Below are 20,115 nucleotides of genomic sequence, written 5' to 3'. Positions count from 1 at the left end.
AAATTACTTTTAGTAAGTTACCTCTAGTAAGTTACGTTTGGTATATAAGCATGTCAAGTCATGAATCCCCTGCCCCACGTCGACGCTTGTCTCGCGAAGATCGCTTTCGCCAATTGCTCGACGTGGCCTGGCAACTGGTGCGCGAAGAAGGCACCGACGCGCTCACGCTGGGTCGCCTGGCGGAACTGGCAGGTGTCACCAAGCCGGTGGTGTATGACCATTTCGTCACGCGGGCGGGGTTGTTGGCTGCGCTGTATGAAGATTTTGACGGGCGGCAGAATCAGCTCTTTGCCGAGGCCATCGAAGCCAGCGCGGCTACCCTGGAAGATCGGGCCGGTGTGATCGCCGCGTGTTACGTCGATTGCGTGTTATTGCAGGGGCGGGAGATTCCCGGGGTGATCGCCGCACTCAGCAGCTCGCCGGAACTGGAGGCGCTCAAGCGACGATACGAGGCGATCTTCCTCGATAAATGCCGTGAGGCGCTGTCACCATTCGCTCCTGGCAAGCAGGTCTCCCAAGCCGGGCTGCGGGCCATGCTGGGGGCAGCGGAAGCCCTGTCCCAGGCCGCCGCCAGCGGCGAACTCAGCCGTGAAGAGGCGCAACAGGAACTGCTGGCGACGATTCTGGCGATGGTCAGTCGCAGTTAAACGCACATCTGCCGCAAGGGCGTGTGTTTCAGCTGCGAGCCTGTAGAAACAACTGCACCTTGCGCGCCAATTGATCCAGATGGCGATCGCGCTGCTTCTCGGCATCGACCATGGCGCGCTTGCCGTGTTTTTGCAGCAGGTAGGTGTGAATCTGCCGCACTTCCAACGAGCGGTAGATGGCCGCGACATCCAGCACGCCCATCAGGCCGTCGGTGCCGTAGTCGCGAGTATTCATCAGCACCTGCGTGCCACGCGCACCGCGCACTTGAAACCCCATGGCCTCGAAGGTCGCGACCTTTTCCACGGCGCACGCCAGCTCGGCATGGGGGTAGCGTGCGAGTACGTCCTGCAGCATCGCCCCCGCGATCCCCTGGCGCCGATACCCGGCTTGCACGGCCATGAAGGCAATGCCGCAGGCGTGCGGATCATCCTTCACCGGCAGATAGAGGCAAAAGCCCACCACCTGTTCCTCTTCCATCGCCACGACCAGTTCGACGGCAATGCCCTTGGCCCCATCCAAGGCCTCCAGGTACAGGTGCACCTCAAAACCGATGGCGTATTGGTAGATGTTGTAGAGCAAGTTGCTCGGCGGCAGCGCTACACTGCTGATGTCGGTGAGGTTGTCCACCACCATCTGCAGGATCTGGCCATTGATGGCTTCGGGGCACGGCGTGGTGTAACGGGTAAGGCTGAACATGCAAATTCCTGGGGTTTCGCGTCAAGGCAACGGCGATTGTACCTGTTGCAGGCACACCTCACGCAAACAGCCGCGCAGCCAGCGATGGGCCAGGTCGGCGTCCTGGCGTGGGTGCCAGAGCATCGCCACGGTGAAAGGCGGTAGCGCAACCGGCAAGGTAAACCGGAACAGCCCCTCGGGCTGATTGGCCGTGTAGCGTTCGGGCACGCTGGCGATCAGATCGCTGGCGCGGGCCAGGGCGACAGCGGTGGAGAACCCCGCCACCACCGTGCAGATCTGCCGGCTCAAGCCCTGCGCTTCAAGGGCATCGTCAATCTGGCCACGGTCCTGGCCGCGCCGCGAGACATACACGTGGCCGCCTTCGGCAAAACGCGCAGCGCTGATTTCACCCTGGCTCAGCGGATGGCCGCTGCGCACCACCCCGATCAGCCGGTCGCGAAACAGCGCCTGGGTCAGCACCTCAGGGCCGGCGCCGGCGTCGACCACGCCGGTTTCCAGGTCGACACTGCCGTCGCGGAGCCAGTCCGTGTGTTTGTCGGTTTTATTGATGAAGCGCAGCCGCACGCCCGGCGCGTCCCGGCCGATGCGCGCGAGCAGCGCCGGGCCGAAGCTTTCGACGAACTCCTCGCTGGTGCGCAGGGTAAAGCTGCGCGTCACGCGGCGCATATCCAGGGATTGTGCGGGGCGCAGCACGCCTTGGGCCTGCTGCACCAGGCTGCCGACCTGTTCGCGCAATGCCTGGGCACGTGGCGTGGGCACCAGTCGGCGACCGGCGCGGACCAGCAACGGGTCGCCGGTGGTTTCGCGCAGACGCGCCAGTGCCCGGCTCATGGCCGACGGGCTCAAGCCCAAGCGCTTGGCGGCACCGGCGACGCTGCCTTCGCTCAACAAGACGTCCAGGGTAATCAGCAGATTGAGATCGGGCATCGGCACTCCTGACAAGGCGTTATACGCACGTATTAACTGCAAGGCATGCGTCTTCCGCCATGTTAAACGAGGTCGTAGATTGGTGACATCCGCATTCATTCAAGGAATCGTCCATGCAGACCTCCTCCCGAGGCGCTCTTTGGAGCCTGTGTTTGTCCATGTTGCTGGCCTCGCTCGGCACCAGCATTGCCAATGTCGGCTTACCCTCGTTGGCGCAGGTGTTCGAGACGTCATTTCATGCCGTGCAGTGGGTGGTACTGGTGTATCTGCTGGCAATCACGGCGGTGATTGTGGCGGCCGGCAGCCTGGGTGATCGCGTGGGGCGCCGACGCTTATTGCTGATCGGGCTGCTGCTGTTTGCGCTGGCCTGCGGGTTGTGTGCGGCCGCGCCGTCGCTGCCATGGCTGGTGGTCGCACGGGGACTGCAGGGGCTGGGGGCGGCGAGCATGATGGCAATGACCTTGGCGCTGGTCGGCGACACCGTCACCAAAGCGCACACGGGCCGTGTCATGGGGTTGCTTGGCACAATGTCGGCGCTGGGTACCGCCCTGGGTCCGAGCGTCGGCGGAGTACTGCTCAGCCTGTGGGGTTGGCGGGCGCTGTTTCTGGTCGGCCTGCCACTGGGCTTGCTGGCGACCACCCTCGCCTATCGCTACCTGCCGGCTGATCGGCTGCGCAGATCGGATGCCACCGGCCTGCGCTGGCGTGTCGCGCTGGCCGACGGGCCGTTGCGCGCCGGCCTGGCGATGAGTGCACTGATTGCCGCCGTGATCATGGCGACCTTTGTCGTCGGCCCGTTTTATCTGTCCCGTGGCCTGGGGCTCGATGCGACCTGGATGGGCCTGGTCATGGCCGTTGGCCCCTGCGTGGCGGCCTGCGCCGGCGTACCGGCGGGCCGTCTCACCGACCACTTCGGCAGCCGCCGCATGACCCTTGCCGGCCTGGGCTTGTTGTTCTGTGGCGCCCTGCTGTTGTCATGCGCCAGCGGCCTGCCGGCGTACCTGACGGCACTGGTGGTTTTGACCTGCGGCTACAGCCTGTTCCAGGCGGCCAACAACACCGCGGTGATGAGCGACGTGCACGCGACCCACCGAGGCACGGTCTCGGGCCTGCTGAACCTGTCGCGCAACCTGGGCCTGATTATCGGCACTTCGGCCCTCGGCGCAGTGTTTGCCTGGGCCACGCCGGATGTCACGAATGCCCCCGCACAATCGGTCGTCAACGGCCTGCATGCGACCTTCAGCGTCGCACTGGGGCTGATCCTGTTGGCGGTCGTAATACGACACAAATATTGACAAGGTAAAATCGTAACGACTATTGTCTGACAACCTGATCAACAAGGCTGTCCCATGCTTGAGCTCCAACGCCCCGACTCGCTGGTCGTACGGGTTGTCAGCGCAATTCGCGCAGAAATCGATTCCGGCCGACTGCCGCCGGAGTCCCGCATGCCCACAGAGCAACAACTGGCCGAGCAGCTCAACGTCAGCCGTTCCGTGGTGCGCGAAGCCATCGCACAGCTCAAGGCCGATGGCGTCATCACCGCACGACGGGGCCTGGGTTCGTTCATTTCACAGACGCCGGCCGGCACAGTGTTCCGTTTTCCACAGCAAGATGGCCGCCGTCCGGACCTGGCGCAAATGTTCGAGGTGCGTCTGTGGATCGAAACCCAAGCCGCTTCAATCGCTGCCCGGCGCCGCGATGAGGCCGACCTGCAGCGCATGAAAGGCGCCTTGCAAGCCATGCAGGACAACCGCGATAACTTCGAAGCCGCCGCCATCGCCGATGTGGAATTCCATCGCGCCATTGCCGACGCCAGTAAAAATGACTACTTCGTGGCCTTCCACGACTTCCTGCGTAGCCAGTTGGCCAGCGCCCGCAAAACCGCCTGGGAAAACTCGGCGTCGCGTTTTGCCACCGGCTCCGCTGATGCGACGCAGGAACACCAACGGCTCTACCAGGCGATTGCCGACGGTGATGCGCAACGCGCCGCCGCCAGTGCCGAGGCGCATTTGCGAGCCGCAGCCCGGCGCCTGAGCCTGGAACTGCCGACTACCGCCTGATCCTATGAATAGCGTGTCCTGGACACGCCCTTTTTTTAACAAAAACATTAGTCTGACAACCTGATAAGCAGACCAAAATGTATAACGGTAGGTATTTCACGCAATGATTCACGACTTTTGCATTATCGGTGGCGGCATCGTCGGCCTGGCCACCGCGATGGAGCTGCTCAAGCGCCAACCGGGCGCTTCGGTGGTGATCCTGGAAAAAGAACCGGTGCTGGCCAGGCACCAGACCGGTCACAACAGTGGTGTCATCCACGCCGGCATCTACTACGCACCAGGCAGCCTCAAGGCAGACCTGTGCAAGCGCGGCGCCGCAGCTACCAAACAGTTCTGCACCGAGCACGGCATCAAGTTCGAGGTGTGCGGTAAGATGCTGGTGGCCTCAAGCGCCCTGGAAATGCAGCGGATGGAAGCGCTGTACGCCCGCGCCCAGCTCAACGGCATGCACGTCGAACGCCTGGACGCCGACCAGTTGCGTCAGCGCGAACCGAACATCGTCGGCCTGGGCGCGCTGTTTCTCGACGCCACCGGCATCGTCGACTACCGCCAGGTGTGCGAAACCATGGCCCAAGTGATCCGTCGCGGCGGCGGCGAGATCTGCCTGGAACGCACCGTCACCGCGATCCACGAGGACACCGACAAAGTCAGCGTCAGCACCCTCGGCGAAACCTGGCAGGCTCGGCACCTGGTGGTCTGCGCCGGCTTGCAGTCGGACCGCCTGGCCACCCTGGCCGGGGTAGCGATCAATCACCAGATCATCCCATTCCGTGGCGAGTACTTCCGCCTGCCCGCGTCGAAAAACACCCTCGTCAACCATCTGATCTACCCGATTCCTGACCCGGAGTTGCCGTTTCTCGGCGTGCACCTGACCCGCATGATCGACGGCAGCGTGACCGTCGGCCCGAACGCGGTGCTGGGCCTGGGCCGCGAGAACTACCGCAAGTTCTCGGTGAACTGGCGCGACGTGGCGCAGTACGCCAGTTTCCCCGGCTTCTGGAAAACCCTCTGGCAAAACCTCGGCTCGGGCACCACCGAGATGAAGAACTCACTGTTCAAGTCCGGCTATCTGGAGCAGTGCCGCAAATACTGCCCATCGCTGACCCTCGACGACCTGTTGCCCTGCGAAGCCGGTATTCGCGCCCAGGCGGTGATGCGCGACGGTAGCCTGGTGCACGACTTCCTGTTCGCCCAAACCCCACGAATGCTGCACGTCTGCAACGCGCCCTCGCCGGCCGCCACGTCAGCCATGCCCATCGGCGCAATGATCGCCGACCGCCTGTTCACTCCCCAGTAGCACCCGGCAATACGCGTCCATTTGACAATAACTATAAAGACTCAGAAGGAAGTACAGCATGACGGCCCCCGTCTCTATCGCCACCCACGAAACGCCCGAGCAAACCCGCAAACGCCTGCGCAAAGTCGCCGCCGCGACCATCTTCGGCTCCATGCTGGAGTGGTATGACTTCTACCTGTACGCCACCATGGCGGCTATTGTGTTCTCGAAGATTTTCTTCGATAACAGCGACCCGAAGACCGCTTCGCTGATGGCGTTCTCCACCTTTGCCATCGGTTTTATCGCCCGCCCGTTCGGCGGCATCCTGTTTGGTTACCTGGGCGACAAGTTCGGCCGCAAGCAAGTGTTGGTGCTGACCTTCTGCCTGATGGGCGTGTGTACCACACTGATCGGCCTGATCCCCAGTTACGCCTCCATCGGTATCTGGGCGCCGATCGTGCTGGTGTTTATCCGCATCATTCAAGGCCTGGGCGCCGGTGCCGAGCTGTCGGGTGCCGCAGTGACGTCCTATGAACACGCCTCCCAGGGCAAACGCGGCAGCCAGGGGGCGTGGCCGGCGCTGGGCCTGAACCTGGGCCTGTTGCTGTCGTCACTCACCGTGTACTTGCTCACCATGAACGGCAATGAGTTCCTGCTGGCCGGAGGCTGGCGCATTCCGTTCGTGTGCAGCATCGGGCTGGTGGGGATCGGCCTGTGGGTGCGTAACAGCATTCCGGAAACCCCGCAGTTCAAGGAACTGAGCCAAGAGGCCGCCAAGGTCAAGGCTTCGCCGCTCAAGGCCTTGTTCAAGAACGACCTGAAGGGGCTGGCGGTGGTGTTCTTTGTGGCCGTTGGCTATAACGCCCTGAGCTACATCTTCAAGACCTTCTCCCTGGCCTACCTGACCCAGTTCAAAGGTGTCGATGTGCATGTCACTTCATTGTCGGTGACGATCGCCAGCCTGATCGCCATCGTCGCGGTGCCCTGCTTCGGCTGGCTGTGCGACCAGTGGAGCAGCAAGACCGTACTGATGCTCGGCGGGGTGTTTTCGCTGCTGTTCGCCTACCCGTTCCTGGCCCTGCTCAACAGTGGCGAAAGCCTGATGATCTACCTCGCCATCGGCGTTGGCACCGGCATTCTCGCACCGATGATGTTTGCCCCGCAGGGCTCGTTCCTGAGCCGCCAGTTCCCGACCCAGACGCGCTCCTCGGGCTTCGGCACCGGACGTGAAATCGGCACCGCCATCGCCGGCGGCCTGGCACCCTTGGGTGCGCTGTCAATGGTGGCGGCGTCGGCCACCCACTCCACCGATGGCGTGGTGATCATCCTCGCTGTTTCGGCGTTGCTGGTAGTGGTGTTCGCCTTGTGCGACCAGGGTCGCAAACACTCGACATTCAAGAACTGAGGCAAAAAGTTCAGATCAATGGGTGCATGGATGCACCCGGATCGCGCATCATGGGCACTTTCAAGCTCAAGGGTAACGTCCATGCGCGTTCTGTCATTGATGATGGGCCTGACGACGCTGGCCGCCACTACGGTGTTCTGCGCCAGCGCGATGGCGAATGAAGAAAGTCAGTTGGTACAACAGATCAACCAGTACCGCAGCCAGGTGCAACGCTGTGGTGACCAGGGTTCCCAGGAACTGCCGCCGCTGACCAGCGACACACGGCTGGTACTGCCGGCGACCAATGTCGGCGATTTGCAGCAATCGCTGGCGCGGGCGGCGTATCCGATGGTCAACGTGCAAGCCATCAGCCTGTCCGGGCCCAAGGATGCGCAAGCGGCGATGAAAGCCGTGCGCGAGAGCTTCTGCCGCGTAGTGCTGGACCCGCAATTCGTCGACATCGGCGTGAGCAACAGCGGCCAGGACTGGCGCATCGTGCTAGCCCGACCGCTGCTGACCAGCGGCCTGGGTGACTGGTCGACCGAAGGCAAGCAACTGCTTAACCTGATCAATGCCGCCCGCGCCCAGGCGCGCCAGTGCGGCACCCAGGCCTTCAACGCGACCACGCCACTGACGTGGAATGACGACCTCGCGGGAGCTGCCAACAGCCACACCCGCAACATGGCCAACGGCAACTTCTTCGACCACCTGGACCACGACGGCCGCACTCCGGGCGATCGGGCCGAACTGGCCGGGTACAGCGCGAAGAACATCGGCGAAAACATCGCCGCCGGCCTCGATACGCCACGCAAGGTGGTAGACGGTTGGCTCGCCAGCCCAGGGCATTGCGCGAACCTGATGAACCCGCAATTCCGCGAGCTGGGTGCGGCCTACGCCATGGACCCGAAGAGTGATGCGGGGATCTACTGGACGGCGGATTTCGGCGCACAACAGTAGCGGCACACCCGCCCGGCATGCTGGGCGGGTGTCGACTCAAATAAAGACGACATCAAATTGCCATCTCCTGGATAATCGCGCTGAACTGGCCGCGTTGATTCCGGTCTGTTGCTTGTCAGGCTGCCTTTCAGGCATCGACAGTACGTGGCAAACAAGGTGTTAGTGCAATGATGAATTGGCTGCAAAGCAGCAGCGACATGGCCGAGCAGGTGCGCCGCCATGATTGGGCCAATACCCCACTGGGGCCGCTGGAGCAATGGCCGGACGTGCTCAAGACCACGGTCGCGCTGTGCTTTGCTTCAAGCTTCCCGCAGGCCATCGTCTGGGGGCCGTCCCTGACGACGCTGTACAATGACGCCTTTGTGCCGATTCTGGGCGACAAGCCGTTTGCCCTCGGACGCCCGTTCAGTGAGATATGGCAAGAGGCCTGGCACGAAATCAGCCCGATCGCCGACGCGGCCTATCAAGGCCATGCCACCTACATCGAAAACTATCCCCTGGTGATCGAGCGTGGCGCCGGCCCTGAGCAGGCGTATTTCACCTTTTGCTACAGCCCGATCCGCGACTCCCAAGGCAAGGTCGTGGGCCTGCTCGACACCGTCACCGAAACCACCACCACCGTTTTCCTCGCCCGCCGCCTCGCCGCGCTGGATGCCATCGGCAATGCCGTGGCCGGCGCCACCGACGCGCAGGCGATCATGAGCCTCACCACGCGCCTGCTGGCCGAGCACTTGCAGGTCTCCAATTGCGCCTATGCCGATATGGATGCCGATGAAGACGGTTTCACCATTCGCGGCAACTGGGCCGCGCCCGGTTCGCCCAGCATTGTCGGGCGCTATCGCCTGGCCTCGTTTGGGGCACGCGCAGTGCGCAAACTGCGCTCGGGCGAACCCCTGATGATTCGCGACAACCGGCTAGAGTTCACACCCGAGGAGTCGGCCCGCTACCAGGCCCTGGGCGCCACGGCGACGGTGTGCTTCCCGCTGATCAAGCAGGGTCGCCTGACGGCCCTGATGGCGGTGCATCACAAAACCCAGCGCGTCTGGTCGCCATATGACCTGGCGCTGGTGGGTGAAGTCACCGAACGCTCCTGGGCACATATCGAACGCGTACGCGCCGACGCTGCCGTGCGCGAAGGGTTGGCGGCCATCACCGAACTGAACGCCACCCTGGAACAACGGGTGCAAGAGCGCACCCTCGCACTCACCCAGGCTGAAGCCGCGCTGCACCAATCGCAAAAGCTCGAAGCCATCGGCCAATTGACCGGTGGCGTGGCTCACGACTTCAACAATTTGCTGACGATCATTCGCTCGTCCGTGGATTTTCTGCGCCAGCCAGGGCTGTCCGAGGAACGCCGCCGGCGCTACCTCGGCGCCGTCTCCGACACCGTCGAGCGAGCCAGCAAGCTCACCAGCCAGTTGCTTGCGTTCGCCCGCCGTCAGCCGCTGAACCCGGAAGCCTTCGACCTGAGCCGGCGCGTGCAAAATATCGGCGAGATGCTCGAAAGCGTCACCGGTTCACGCATTCATGTGCAGGTCGAAGTGCCTGCGCGTCCATGCCATGTGTGTGTCGACGCCAGCCAGTTCGAGACCGCGCTGATCAACATTGCCCTCAACGCACGCGATGCCATGGGTGGCCAAGGCACCCTGACCCTGCGCGTCGCGCGCGTCTCAGCGCTGCCGCGCATCCGTGGCGATGCCCCAGTCCAACAGCCGTTCGTGACGGTGTCCCTCACCGACACGGGCACGGGCATCCCGCGTGAGACGTTCGAGCGTATTTTCGAACCGTTCTTTACCACCAAGGCCGTCGGCAAAGGCACAGGTTTGGGCCTGTCCCAGGTGTTCGGGTTTGCCAAGCAGTCCGGCGGTAACATCGACGTGGCCAGCACCCTGGGCCAAGGTACGGTGTTTACCCTTTACCTGCCCGAGGTGGAAGCGCCGGTCGCCCAGCACACGGCGCCGGACCCGGCACACAGCCCACTGCGGGACATGGCCATGGGGCATATCCTGATCGTCGAAGACAACCTCGAAGTCGGCCGTTTCGCCAACCAGATCCTCCAGGACCTGGGCTACCGGACCACCTGGGCTACCGATGCCGAACAGGCACTGGCGCTGGCGGGTGAGGACGCGATGGCCTTCGACGGCATCTTTTCGGATGTGGTGATGCCCGGCATGACCGGCGTGGCCATGGCCAAGCTGCTGCGTCAGCGACGGCCGGACCTGCCGGTGGTGCTCACCTCAGGCTACAGCGAAGAGCTGGCCGACAGTGGCTATGAGGGCTTCGAATTCCTGGCCAAGCCCTATTCCGCCGATCAGGTGGCATGGACGCTGGCCAAATCGATGCGCCGGGACTGAGCCCTACTCCGCCGCGCCCCACTCCGCCACAGCCACTTGGTTACGCCCCATGGCCTTGGCGCGATACAGCGCCTTGTCTGCACTGTTCATCAAGCTGTGCAGATCCTGATCGGGGCTGCGTACAAGGGCCACGCCGAGACTGGCCGTCAGGCCCTGCACCGGCTCGACCGTCAGGCCTGAAATTGTCTTGACCAATTGCTCGGCGATATCGCGCGCGGTTTCCAGCGACGTATTGGGCAGCAACACCGCAAACTCTTCGCCGCCGAGGCGACCATACACATCCGAATGGCGAAACGATGCACTGATCACCCCACCAATCTGCCGCAGCACGTGATCACCGGCCTGGTGGCCGTAGGTGTCGTTGACGCTCTTGAAATGGTCCATGTCCATCATCAATGCGCACACCGGCTGCTGGTTATCGCGACATTGCGCATACCGCTGCTGCGCGTGTTCGAAGAACGCACGACGATTCATCAGCCCGGTCAGTTCATCAGTCTGGGCGGCACGTGTGGAGGCGTTATGGGCGCGTTCCATTTGCCGGGTCAGGCGAAAGGCCTTTTCCAGGGCATCGGAAAATTTACGCGTAGCACTGACCACGAAGGTCGAAAACACCAGCACTGCGATTGCCACCCCCACCTGCATCAGGGTCGGCTGAAACAGCAACCACAGCGTACATGGCAATAACACCAGGGCCATGGCGCCCAGGGTCATGTAGCGATAGGCCGAATAACACGAAACCGCACTGACCGACATGCCCACCGTGAACAACATCACCAGCACCTGGGACACACGGTCGTCGGGGGGCATGACCGCCAACGCGCCCATGCCCCAGATCCCGGCCGACAACATCAACGTGACCGCATAACGTCGTTCCCAGCGTGCGGGTGTGCGGTCGATATCAGGGCAACGAAACCAGTCCATGAACATTTTCAGGCGCAACAGCGAGGACGCCGACAACGCCACCAACCAGATCAGCATGACCTGGTGGTTGAAGCGGTCCCAACACAACCAGCAGAGCATGGCGGCGCCGAGGAAACTGCCGAAGATCGCGGCGAACGATTGGCGAAACAGCTGGTGCAAACGGTCCGTTCGCACCTGCTCTTCGATCACGCAATCCGGGTCCAGCCCATGCCCAAGGTTGCTCATGAAGTCAGCCTGCTTCGATTGCCATGATAAAGCCAGCATTGTGGCATCCGGCCAGCAGCTGGGACAACCGTCTCTCCGATGCCAGAGCCCTCAAAGCCCTTCAGGACGCAAAATCAACACCCCCAGCGGCGGCAAATTCAACGACAGCGACACCGGTTGCCCATGGCGTGGTTCCTCCTGGGTGAACACGGCGCCCCCATTGCCATAGTTGGAGCCGGCGTAGGTGTCGGCGTCACTGTTGATCACCTCGCTCCAACGCCCGGCAAACGGTACGCCAACGCTATAAGCTTCGCGCGGCACGGGGGTGAAGTTAGCAACTACCAGAACCGGCCGGCCCTCCTTGCTCCAGCGCAGCCAGGCATAGACGCTGTTGATCGCGTCGTCGCCGATCAGCCACTGGAAGCCCTGGGGTACATCGTCCTGTTCGTGCAGCGCCGGCTCCTCGCGGTACAGGCGGTTCAGGTCACCCACCAGCTTCTGCACACCTTTGTGCTCGGCGTACTGCAACAAGTACCAGTCCAGTTGCTGGTCGTGGTTCCACTCGCGCCACTGGCCGAACTCGCAGCCCATGAACAGCAGTTTCTTGCCCGGGTGCATCCACATGAAACTCAGGTAGGCCCGCAGGTTGGCGAACTTCTGCCAGCGATCACCGGGCATCTTGTCGATCAGCGAGTGTTTACCGTGCACCACTTCGTCGTGGGAGATCGGCAGGATAAAGCGCTCGGACCAGGCATACACCAGGCCGAAACTCAGTTCGTTGTGATGGTGAGCGCGGTACACCGGGTCTTGCTGGATGTAATGCAGCGAATCGTGCATCCAGCCCATGTTCCATTTGTAGCTGAAACCCAGGCCGCCCTGTTGGGTGGGCTGGCTGACGCCCGGCCAGGCGGTGGACTCCTCGGCGATCACCAGCGCCCCTGGCGCCTCCAGTGCGACCACATCGTTCAAGTGGCGCAGGAAGTCGATGGCTTCCAGGTTCTCCCGACCGCCGTGGCGGTTGGGCACCCATTCGCCGGCCTTGCGGGAATAGTCGCGGTACAGCATCGACGCCACCGCATCCACTCGCAGCCCATCGACATGAAAGTGCTTGAGCCAGTGCAAGGCCGAAGCCAGCATGAAACCATGGACCTCGGTACGCCCCAGGTTGTAGATCAGGGTGTCCCAGTCCTGGTGAAAGCCTTCCAGGGGGTTGGCGTATTCGTACAGCGCCGTGCCGTCGAATTGCGCCAAGCCATGGGCATCGGTAGGAAAATGCGCCGGCACCCAATCCAGGATCACCCCGATATCCGCCTGGTGCAGGGCATTGACGAAATAGGCGAAATCCTCCGGCGAACCGAATCGGGCACTCGGCGCGAACTGCGACAACGCCTGATAGCCCCAGGAGCCGCCGAATGGATGCTCCATGATCGGCATCAACTCGACATGGGTGAAGCCCAGTGACTGCACATAGGGAATCAACCGCTCGGCCAGTTCACGCCAGCCGTATTGGCGGGCTACTTCGCCCGCCTCGTCCAGCTCGCATTGCCAGGAGCCCACATGCAGTTCGTAGATCGACAACGGGGCGCTGCTCTTCTGCCGTTCGCTGCGTGACTGCATCCACGCCTGGTCCTGCCAGTCCACCTGCAAGGGGGCGGCGACTTTGGATGCCGTGTCCGGCGGCAGCTGGGTGGCCAGGGCCACGGGGTCGGCCTTGAGCGGCAGAATCCCGTGGGCGCCGAGTATCTCGAACTTGTACGCCGCGCCCGGTTGCAGGCGTGGAATAAAGATTTCCCATACGCCCGAAGGATGGCGCAGGCGCATCGGGTGGCGGCGGCCGTCCCAGATGTTGAAATCGCCCACCACCGATACGCGCCGGGCATTCGGTGCCCACACGGCAAAACGCACGCCCTGCACACCATCGACCGTGGTCACCTGGGCGCCCAGGCAACTGCCCAGGTCACGATGATTGCCTTCGGCAAACAGGTACAGGTCCATTTCCCCGAGGAGCAACTGGCTGAAACTGTAAGGGTCTTCGGTGATCTGTTCACCACCGGCCCAGTGGATTTTCAGCAGGTAGGCCTGGCGCGTGCCGAACTGCCCGACAAACAGCCCCGGCACCTGGGTCTGGTCCAGGCTGCCGATCGGCTCGCCGCTATCACGGCTCAGTACCTGGACACTCAGGGCCTGCGGCAAAAATGCGCGGATAAATTGGCCCCCTTGCTCGTCATCGTGCGGCCCCAGGATCGAGAACGGGTCCGGGTGCTCGGCGCGCACCAGCGCTTCGACGTCCCTGGACGCCGGCATTGCAGTCAACTTGGGCTGCAGCGGTTCTTTGTGCGTATAACTCATGACATCTCTCCACCGCGTGCATTTTTCGATATAGGTACAAGCCCATTGAGCAAGCTGTGCAGCCCCTGCAAGGGCACCGGCAACCAGCTCGGGCGGTTTTCCGCTTCGTAGGCTACTTCGTACGCGGCCTTCTCCAGGCTGAACAACGTCAGCGCTGCGTCCTGGCCACCGGCATCCTGCCAGTCATGCGCCAGTGTAGACGTCGCCACCTGATAAGCCTCGGTGAACGCTTGCCTGGCCTCCTTGAGGTAGCGATCGGTCACGCGTTTGCGCGCCTGCTCGGCTTCAGGCGAGTTATCCACGCCTTGCCCCTGCACATTCAGGGCCATCGCCGCCGCGTAATCAAAGGAGCGCAACACGCCGCTCACATCTTTGTAGGGGCTGTGCTTGCCACGCCGTTCATGCAACGGCCGCGCGGGTTCCCCTTCAAAATCGATCAGGAACGCATCCCCCTTGACCACCAGCACCTGGCCCAGATGCAAATCGCCATGCACGCGAATCCGCAGCCCGCCCGCCGTGGCTTTCGCCAGCGCCTGGACATGCCCGGCAATGGCCTTTTTCTGCGCCAGCAGTTCACTGACCAACGCCTGGTCGGCGGGGTTCAACTGTTGTTGATGAAGCTTGAGCAATTGCAGCGCACGCTCGATTTGTGCGCCGACATCCTTGGCCCAGGCCTGGGTGTGCTTGAGCGTGGTGGCTTCAGGCTTGAAGTCTGGGTTGGCGGTCGGCTTGGCCAGTACCTGGTGCATTTCACCCAGGCGTTGCCCCAGCAAACCGGCGAAGTCCTTGAGTTCGCCGAGGGCGTTGTAATGCTGCTCCTGCTCGGACACGGCCTGAACCAGCTCATCGCGAAGCGCCCGCTCCAGGTTGTTTTGCGTCCAGGCCCAGGCATCGCCCTGGTTACTCAAATAGCCTTGGGCGATCATCAACAGGTTGTCCTGGCCTTGGCTATCGCGGCGGATCACCGAGCCCAACAGCGGCGAGATATTGGGGTAGTTGGCGGCCGTCAGGTAAGCACTCATCTCCAGTTCCGGGTGCACGCCGCTGCTGACCTTGCGGATCAGCTTGAGCACCAGGTGTTCACCCACCACCACCGAGCTGTTGGACTGCTCGGCCGAGAGATAGCGCACCTCGGCGCTCTGCGTCAGCCCCAGGCTGCCCAGATGCTCGGTGGCTTCGAACCGCAGATCGCCTTCTGCGGTATTCAGCACCGAACCGGCCTGCAACCCCTGGATCACGGCGCGCACAAAGTGCTCAAGGCTGAACGCGTCGGTCACCAGCCCAACCTGACGCGCCCGGCGTACGCGGGCCATGGCCAGTTGCTGGGGCAAGGCGCTGGTGAACTGGTCTTCGGGCAAGAAGCCGAACGGCAACTGGTAACGGCTGACCTGGCCGCCACTGGTCACGTCGATTTCGCTGAGGAGTACAGGGTGCGCGGGATCGCCGAAACGTACGCCATAGGCAATATGCACACGGTCGATGGTCGCGTCCTTGCCGGCGAACCAACGCCGCTTGGGCAACCAGGTCGGCAGCGCGGTCTGTTCCAGGGTGGTGCGACACGGTTCTTCGAGTAATTCTTCCATGCGTTTTTTCAGTACCAGGGTGGTGAAGTCGGGCATGCTTTGCGCAGGTTCCACATGCCAACTGGGCATCTGGTTCTGCGCCGCCAGCACGAACCAATAGAAACCATAGGGCGCCAAGGTCAGCAGGAAATGCAGTTGGCCGATGGGCGGGAACGCGTTGCCCCCGAGCATCTCCACCGGCACCATGCCGGCGAACGCCGACAGGTCCAGCTCGGCGGCCTGGGCGCTGCGTGACACGTTGGCCACACACAGGATGATTTCGGTACTTCCGTCTTCCCCCGTGTATTCGCGGGTGTAAGCCAGAATGCGGCGGTTGCTCGGCGAGAGCATTTTCAAGCTGCCCCGGCCGAACGCCTTGGACTGCTTGCGCACCGCCAACATGCGCCGGGTCCAGTTCAGCAATGAATGCGGGTCTTGGGTCTGGGTTTCGACGTTGACCGACAGGTAGCCGTATTGCGGGTCCATGATCGGCGGCAACACCAGGCTGGCCGGGTCGGCACGCGAGAACCCGCCGTTACGGTCGATGGACCACTGCATGGGCGTACGTACGCCGTCGCGGTCGCCGAGGTAGATGTTGTCACCCATGCCAATTTCGTCGCCGTAATACAGGGTCGGCGTGCCGGGCATCGACAGCAGCAGGCTGTTGAGCAACTCGATCCGGCGGCGGTCGCGCTCCATCAGCGGCGCCAGGCGCCGACGGATCCCCAGGTTGATCCGTGCACGACGGTCGGCCGCGTAGTAATTCCACAGGTAGTCACGCTCTTTGTCGGTGACCATTTCCAGAGTCAGCTCATCATGATTGCGCAGGAAAATCGCCCATTGGCAATTGGCGGGGATCTCCGGGGTCTGGCGCAGAATATCGGTGATGGGGAAACGGTCTTCCTGGGCCAGTGCCATGTACATGCGCGGCATCAGTGGGAAGTGAAAGGCCATATGGCATTCATCGCCGTCATCGCCGGTCTGTTCGCCGAAGTAAAGCTGCGTGTCTTCCGGCCACTGGTTGGCCTCCGCCAGCAGCATGCGGTCAGGGTAATGGGCGTCGATTTCCGCACGGATCTGCTTGAGCACCGCGTGGGTTTCGGGGAGGTTCTCATTGTTGGTGCCATCACGCTCGATCAGGTAGGGAATGGCGTCCAAGCGCAAGCCATCGATACCCATGTCGAGCCAGTACCGCATCACCGACAGCACCGCCTTCATGACTTGCGGGTTATCGAAGTTCAGGTCGGGCTGATGGGAGTAAAAACGGTGCCAGAAATACTGGCCGGCGACCGGGTCCCAGGTCCAGTTGGACTTTTCGGTGTCGAGGAAAATGATCCGGGTGCCATCGTATTTCTGGTCGTCGTCGGACCACACATAGAAATCCCGCGCCGCCGAACCCGGCTTGGCCTTGCGCGCGCGCTGGAACCAGGGGTGCTGGTCGGAGGTGTGGTTGATCACCAGTTCGGTGATGACCCGCAACCCGCGTTGATGCGCTTGAGCGATAAAACGCTTGGCGTCGGCCAGGGTGCCGTAGTCACTGTGCACGCCTTGGTACTCGGCGATATCGTAGCCATCGTCGCGGCGTGGCGAGGGGTAGAACGGCAGCAGCCAGATTGTGTTGACGCCCAGGTCGGCAATGTAGTCAAGCTTGTCGATCAGCCCGGCAAAGTCGCCGATGCCGTCGTTATTGGCGTCGAAAAAGGATTTGACGTGAACCTGATAGATCACCGCGTCCTTGTACCACAGTGGGTCTTTGATGAACGTCGCGGAACTGGGTCTCTTCGCCATTGGAAACTCCTGAATAGGCTATTTGTGCAGGCCGGATCCCACAGGACTCAAGCAACGCTGATGCGCCAGATGCCGAACGGCATATGCGGTTCAAGCCGCGTCCACTGGGTCTTGCCATACCAGGTCCAGCGATGGCCGCTCATCAGGTCTTCGCCCTGGGTCTGGGCGTCGTCCGGCAGGCCCAGCTCCCACAACGGCAGTTCGAAGTGCGCTTCCTGGGCGTTATAGGGGTCAAGGTTGACCGCCACCAGGATGAAGTTGTCGCCCTCCTCAGTGCGCTTGCCGAAGTAGAGGATGTTGTCGTTCCAGGCGTTGTACAGCTTCAACCCCAAGTGCGTATGCAATGCCGGGTTCTGGCGACGGATGCGGTTGAGCTGGGCGATCTCGGCGATGATGTTGCCGGGCGCGGTGAAGTCCCGTGGGCGGATCTCGTACTTCTCGGAGTCCAGGTATTCTTCCTTGCCCGGCACCGGCGCGGCTTCACACAGCTCAAAGCCCGAATACATGCCCCACAACCCCGAGCCCATGGTGGCCAGCGCGGCGCGGATCAAAAAGCCGGGGCGGCCGGACTCATGCAGGAAGCCGGGGTTGATGTCAGGCGTGTTGACGAAGAAGTTCGGCCGATAGCACTCGCGCCATGGCGATTGACCCAACTGCGTGAAGTATTCGCTCAGCTCGGCCTTGGTATTACGCCATGTGAAATAGGTATAGCTCTGGGAATAACCGACCTTGCCCAGGCGCGCCATCATCGCCGGCGTGGTGAACGCTTCAGCCAGGAAGATCACCTCGGGGTACTGGGCGCGCACGTCGCTGATCAACCATTGCCAGAACGGCAGCGGCTTGGTGTGCGGGTTATCCACGCGAAAGGTCTTCACGCCCTCTTCCACCCAGCCCACGACAATGTCGCGCAGCTCGGTCCAGAGGCTAGGGATCGCATCGGCGGCATAGAAGTCGACGTTAACGATGTCCTGGTATTTTTTCGGTGGGTTCTCGGCATATTTGATCGTGCCGTCCGGGCGCCAGTTGAACCAGCCCGGGTGCTGCTTGAGCCACGGATGGTCCTGGGAGCACTGGATGGCGAAGTCCAGCGCAATCTCCAGCCCATGCTCGGCAGCTGCCTGGACCAGGCGGCGGAAGTCGTCGCGGCTGCCCAATTGCGGGTGAATCGCCTCGTGGCCGCCGTCTTCGCTGCCAATCGCGTAGGGGCTGCCAGGGTCATCGGGGCCTGCCGTCAACGCGTTGTTCCGACCCTTGCGGTGGCTGCGACCAATCGGGTGAATCGGCGGGAAGTACAGCACGTCAAAGCCCATGTCCTGGATCATCGCCAGGCGTGAGTGCACATCGTTGAAGGTGCCGTGACGCGCGGGGTCGTCGGTGATCGAGCGGGGAAACAGCTCGTACCAGCTGGCGAACTGCGCGCGCTCGCGCTCCACGTCGATCGGATAGATCTTACTGATGCTCAGGTAGGCACGATGGTCGGCCTGGGTCATCAGGTGTGCACTGTCTTCGTGCAGGAACTGCGCGACCTGCTCGGTTTCCAGCAAGCCGGAGAGTTCGTGATGCAGCAGCATCAGGCGGTCGCGCAGCTCATTGTCACTGCGTTCGGCGGCCTGCAGCACCAGGCTGCGGCCCTCCTGCAACTCGAGGCTGACCGGCACCCCGGCCTCATGCTTCTTGCGCAGCTCATAGCAAAAGCTGGCGAAGGTATCGATCCAGGCTTCGATGCAAAATTCGTGGGGGCCTTGGGTCGTGACGGTGAACGCGCCTTCCCAGCCGTTGTTGCCGACATCCGTCATCACCACGCTGTGCCAACTCTGCTCATCCAGGGCGCGCCAGCGGATCAGCACCGCAAGCTGGTCATGGCCGTCGGCAAACACCTTGCTGGTGACGTTGACGCGCTGCCCGACCACGGCTTTCACGGCAAACTCGCCGCCGTCGATCACAGGTGTGGTGCTCTCAATCGCGATCCGGGGCAATAACAGCGCCTGGGACAGCGGTAATCGGGAATCTTCTGGAGCCTGTGTTTCAGCAGTCATCGAGCCTCTCCCCCTAACGCCCTGTGGACGCGCTTGTGTGCTTGATCCTAATGGCCAGACGCCCAGTGCTCAGCCTGGATCGGGCCGTCATAGGTCCGAGCCTGGGCCTGGGTTAAAAGTTCAGGCGGATATGCCGCCATCGGGCGGGGAATCAATTCGCCCGGGTGGCTGTCCACCGATAGAGCAAAGCACAAAGGAGGCCACACCGATGACTATCCCGATCCCGGCGCAAACCCCGGACCCGAATATCGACAAACCGACCCTGCCGCCGACAGAGCCGGAGCCGATCCCGGAGAAAGAACCACCGGAAACCCAACCACCGCCGGTGGAAGAACCGCCGACCACCCTGCCGCCGGTAATCGTCAGCCCTTGTCCAGCAGCTTGACGATCCGCGGCATGATGCTGAACACCGCCAGGGCCAACAGCGTACTGAGCACCGCCGTGGACTCACGCCCCATCCCCGCCGCCACGCCAATCGCGGCGGTCATCCACAGGCCCGCGGCGGTGGTCAGCCCTTTGACGTGCTGGCCCTCCTCATCTTCCTTGCCCTTGAGGATGGTGCCGGCCCCCAGAAAGCCAATCCCCGCAATGACCCCCTGCAGTACCCGGCTCATGGCGTCCGCCTGGCTGCCGGACATCTGCGGCACCAGCACGAACAAGGCCGCGCCCAAGGCCACCAGCATGTGAGTGCGGACCCCGGCCGCCTTGCCTTTTTGTTCTCGTTCAAAACCGAGGATGCCCCCCAGGATCGCGGCAATCACCAGCCGTACAGTGACCTGGGTGAGCTGCCTGGCGTCGCCGATATCGGCAAACTCGGCCAACAGGGTGCGCCACACTTCGTGCAACCACGTGTCCATGAAGCTTGTCCTTTTTTTATGATGGTTACCGGATGGACAGCAGCGACCGCCAGTCAGTTGCCTTGAACCCCAGGCAAACCGCTAGCCCTAAAGGTT

The 20,115-nt window shown here is 62.5% G+C and carries 15 protein-coding genes; 8 read left to right on the top strand and 7 right to left on the bottom strand.

What is annotated here, in order from left to right; genetic code table 11:
* Window positions 1-50 precede the first annotated feature (50 nt).
* Window positions 51-647: a TetR/AcrR family transcriptional regulator gene (locus JBE38_RS04785; RefSeq protein WP_198761676.1), complete on the top strand. Its 597-nt coding sequence runs from the start codon at window positions 51-53 to the stop codon at window positions 645-647.
* 28 nt (window positions 648-675) lie between these two features.
* Here the strand turns inward: JBE38_RS04785 and JBE38_RS04780 are convergent, their stop codons facing one another.
* A complete protein-coding gene (locus tag JBE38_RS04780; protein WP_205343699.1) occupies window positions 676-1,344 on the bottom strand; it encodes a GNAT family N-acetyltransferase in 669 nt (222 codons plus the stop codon).
* Between the two features lie 21 nt (window positions 1,345-1,365).
* Window positions 1,366-2,271 (bottom strand): LysR family transcriptional regulator, encoded by a 906-nt coding sequence (locus tag JBE38_RS04775; protein WP_205343698.1) that lies wholly within the window; start codon window positions 2,269-2,271, stop codon window positions 1,366-1,368.
* 113 nt (window positions 2,272-2,384) lie between these two features.
* Between JBE38_RS04775 and JBE38_RS04770 the strand changes: the two genes are divergently transcribed.
* The 6 genes from JBE38_RS04770 (at window position 2,385) to JBE38_RS04745 (ending at window position 10,302) form a co-directional block, all read left to right on the top strand.
* Window positions 2,385-3,566: an MFS transporter gene (locus JBE38_RS04770; RefSeq protein ID WP_205343697.1), complete on the top strand. Its 1,182-nt coding sequence runs from the start codon at window positions 2,385-2,387 to the stop codon at window positions 3,564-3,566.
* Window positions 3,567-3,620: 54 nt separating this feature from the next.
* Entirely contained in the window at window positions 3,621-4,331 is a 711-nt protein-coding gene (locus JBE38_RS04765) for a FadR/GntR family transcriptional regulator (protein WP_090371356.1), read from the top strand.
* Between the two features lie 103 nt (window positions 4,332-4,434).
* Window positions 4,435-5,628, top strand: coding sequence for an L-2-hydroxyglutarate oxidase (lhgO, locus tag JBE38_RS04760; RefSeq protein WP_205343696.1), 1,194 nt, complete (start codon window positions 4,435-4,437; stop codon window positions 5,626-5,628).
* Between the two features lie 58 nt (window positions 5,629-5,686).
* On the top strand, window positions 5,687-7,012 hold the full coding sequence (locus tag JBE38_RS04755) for an MFS transporter (protein ID WP_205343695.1): 1,326 nt from the start codon (window positions 5,687-5,689) through the stop codon (window positions 7,010-7,012).
* A gap of 81 nt (window positions 7,013-7,093) precedes the next feature.
* Window positions 7,094-7,948 carry a CAP domain-containing protein gene (locus tag JBE38_RS04750; protein WP_060757033.1) on the top strand — a complete coding sequence of 285 codons (855 nt, stop codon included), beginning with the start codon at window positions 7,094-7,096 and terminating at the stop codon, window positions 7,946-7,948.
* A 167-nt stretch (window positions 7,949-8,115) separates the two neighbouring features.
* Window positions 8,116-10,302, top strand: coding sequence for an ATP-binding protein (locus tag JBE38_RS04745; RefSeq protein WP_205343694.1), 2,187 nt, complete (start codon window positions 8,116-8,118; stop codon window positions 10,300-10,302).
* A gap of 3 nt (window positions 10,303-10,305) precedes the next feature.
* Here the strand turns inward: JBE38_RS04745 and JBE38_RS04740 are convergent, their stop codons facing one another.
* The 4 genes from JBE38_RS04740 to JBE38_RS04725 are packed head-to-tail and all read right to left on the bottom strand — an operon-like array spanning window position 10,306 to window position 19,162.
* Window positions 10,306-11,487: a GGDEF domain-containing protein gene (locus JBE38_RS04740; RefSeq protein WP_205343693.1), complete on the bottom strand. Its 1,182-nt coding sequence runs from the start codon at window positions 11,485-11,487 to the stop codon at window positions 10,306-10,308.
* Window positions 11,488-11,538: 51 nt separating this feature from the next.
* Entirely contained in the window at window positions 11,539-13,776 is a 2,238-nt protein-coding gene (glgB, locus tag JBE38_RS04735) for a 1,4-alpha-glucan branching protein GlgB (protein WP_205343692.1), read from the bottom strand.
* Window positions 13,773-17,126 carry a maltose alpha-D-glucosyltransferase gene (gene treS / locus JBE38_RS04730; protein ID WP_205343691.1) on the bottom strand — a complete coding sequence of 1,118 codons (3,354 nt, stop codon included), beginning with the start codon at window positions 17,124-17,126 and terminating at the stop codon, window positions 13,773-13,775. Before treS ends, glgB begins: the two co-directional genes overlap by 4 nt.
* 47 nt (window positions 17,127-17,173) lie before the next feature.
* A complete protein-coding gene (locus JBE38_RS04725) occupies window positions 17,174-19,162 on the bottom strand; it encodes an alpha-1,4-glucan--maltose-1-phosphate maltosyltransferase (protein ID WP_090371368.1) in 1,989 nt (662 codons plus the stop codon).
* Window positions 19,163-19,370: 208 nt separating this feature from the next.
* Here JBE38_RS04725 and JBE38_RS04720 point away from each other — a divergent pair, with 208 nt between their 5' ends.
* The gene (locus tag JBE38_RS04720) at window positions 19,371-19,547 is read left to right on the top strand and encodes a hypothetical protein (protein WP_205343690.1); all 177 of its coding nucleotides are present in this window, start codon (window positions 19,371-19,373) and stop codon (window positions 19,545-19,547) included.
* Here JBE38_RS04720 and JBE38_RS04715 read toward each other — a convergent pair.
* Window positions 19,525-20,019 carry an MgtC/SapB family protein gene (locus tag JBE38_RS04715; RefSeq protein WP_205343689.1) on the bottom strand — a complete coding sequence of 165 codons (495 nt, stop codon included), beginning with the start codon at window positions 20,017-20,019 and terminating at the stop codon, window positions 19,525-19,527. The genes JBE38_RS04720 and JBE38_RS04715 overlap by 23 nt on opposite strands.
* Window positions 20,020-20,115: the final 96 nt, after the last annotated feature.

This window comes from Pseudomonas sp. ICBG1301 (assembly GCF_016918385.1).
Taxonomy (GTDB): domain Bacteria; phylum Pseudomonadota; class Gammaproteobacteria; order Pseudomonadales; family Pseudomonadaceae; genus Aquipseudomonas; species Aquipseudomonas palleroniana.
Note: the sequence above shows the minus strand (reverse complement) of the source record. Positions and strands in the feature narration are given on the sequence as shown.

Bases quoted from the DNA above. Each gene is read 5' to 3' on its own strand.
- JBE38_RS04785 (WP_198761676.1), top strand. From the start codon at position 51: ATGTCAAGTCATGAATCCCCTGCCCCACGTCGACGCTTGTCTCGCGAA.
- JBE38_RS04780 (WP_205343699.1), bottom strand. From the start codon at position 1,344: ATGTTCAGCCTTACCCGTTACACCACGCCGTGCCCCGAAGCCATCAAT.
- JBE38_RS04775 (WP_205343698.1), bottom strand. From the start codon at position 2,271: ATGCCCGATCTCAATCTGCTGATTACCCTGGACGTCTTGTTGAGCGAA.
- JBE38_RS04770 (WP_205343697.1), top strand. From the start codon at position 2,385: ATGCAGACCTCCTCCCGAGGCGCTCTTTGGAGCCTGTGTTTGTCCATG.
- JBE38_RS04765 (WP_090371356.1), top strand. From the start codon at position 3,621: ATGCTTGAGCTCCAACGCCCCGACTCGCTGGTCGTACGGGTTGTCAGC.
- lhgO (WP_205343696.1), top strand. From the start codon at position 4,435: ATGATTCACGACTTTTGCATTATCGGTGGCGGCATCGTCGGCCTGGCC.
- JBE38_RS04755 (WP_205343695.1), top strand. From the start codon at position 5,687: ATGACGGCCCCCGTCTCTATCGCCACCCACGAAACGCCCGAGCAAACC.
- JBE38_RS04750 (WP_060757033.1), top strand. From the start codon at position 7,094: ATGCGCGTTCTGTCATTGATGATGGGCCTGACGACGCTGGCCGCCACT.
- JBE38_RS04745 (WP_205343694.1), top strand. From the start codon at position 8,116: ATGATGAATTGGCTGCAAAGCAGCAGCGACATGGCCGAGCAGGTGCGC.
- JBE38_RS04740 (WP_205343693.1), bottom strand. From the start codon at position 11,487: ATGCTGGCTTTATCATGGCAATCGAAGCAGGCTGACTTCATGAGCAAC.
- glgB (WP_205343692.1), bottom strand. From the start codon at position 13,776: ATGAGTTATACGCACAAAGAACCGCTGCAGCCCAAGTTGACTGCAATG.
- treS (WP_205343691.1), bottom strand. From the start codon at position 17,126: ATGGCGAAGAGACCCAGTTCCGCGACGTTCATCAAAGACCCACTGTGG.
- JBE38_RS04725 (WP_090371368.1), bottom strand. From the start codon at position 19,162: ATGACTGCTGAAACACAGGCTCCAGAAGATTCCCGATTACCGCTGTCC.
- JBE38_RS04720 (WP_205343690.1), top strand. From the start codon at position 19,371: ATGACTATCCCGATCCCGGCGCAAACCCCGGACCCGAATATCGACAAA.
- JBE38_RS04715 (WP_205343689.1), bottom strand. From the start codon at position 20,019: ATGGACACGTGGTTGCACGAAGTGTGGCGCACCCTGTTGGCCGAGTTT.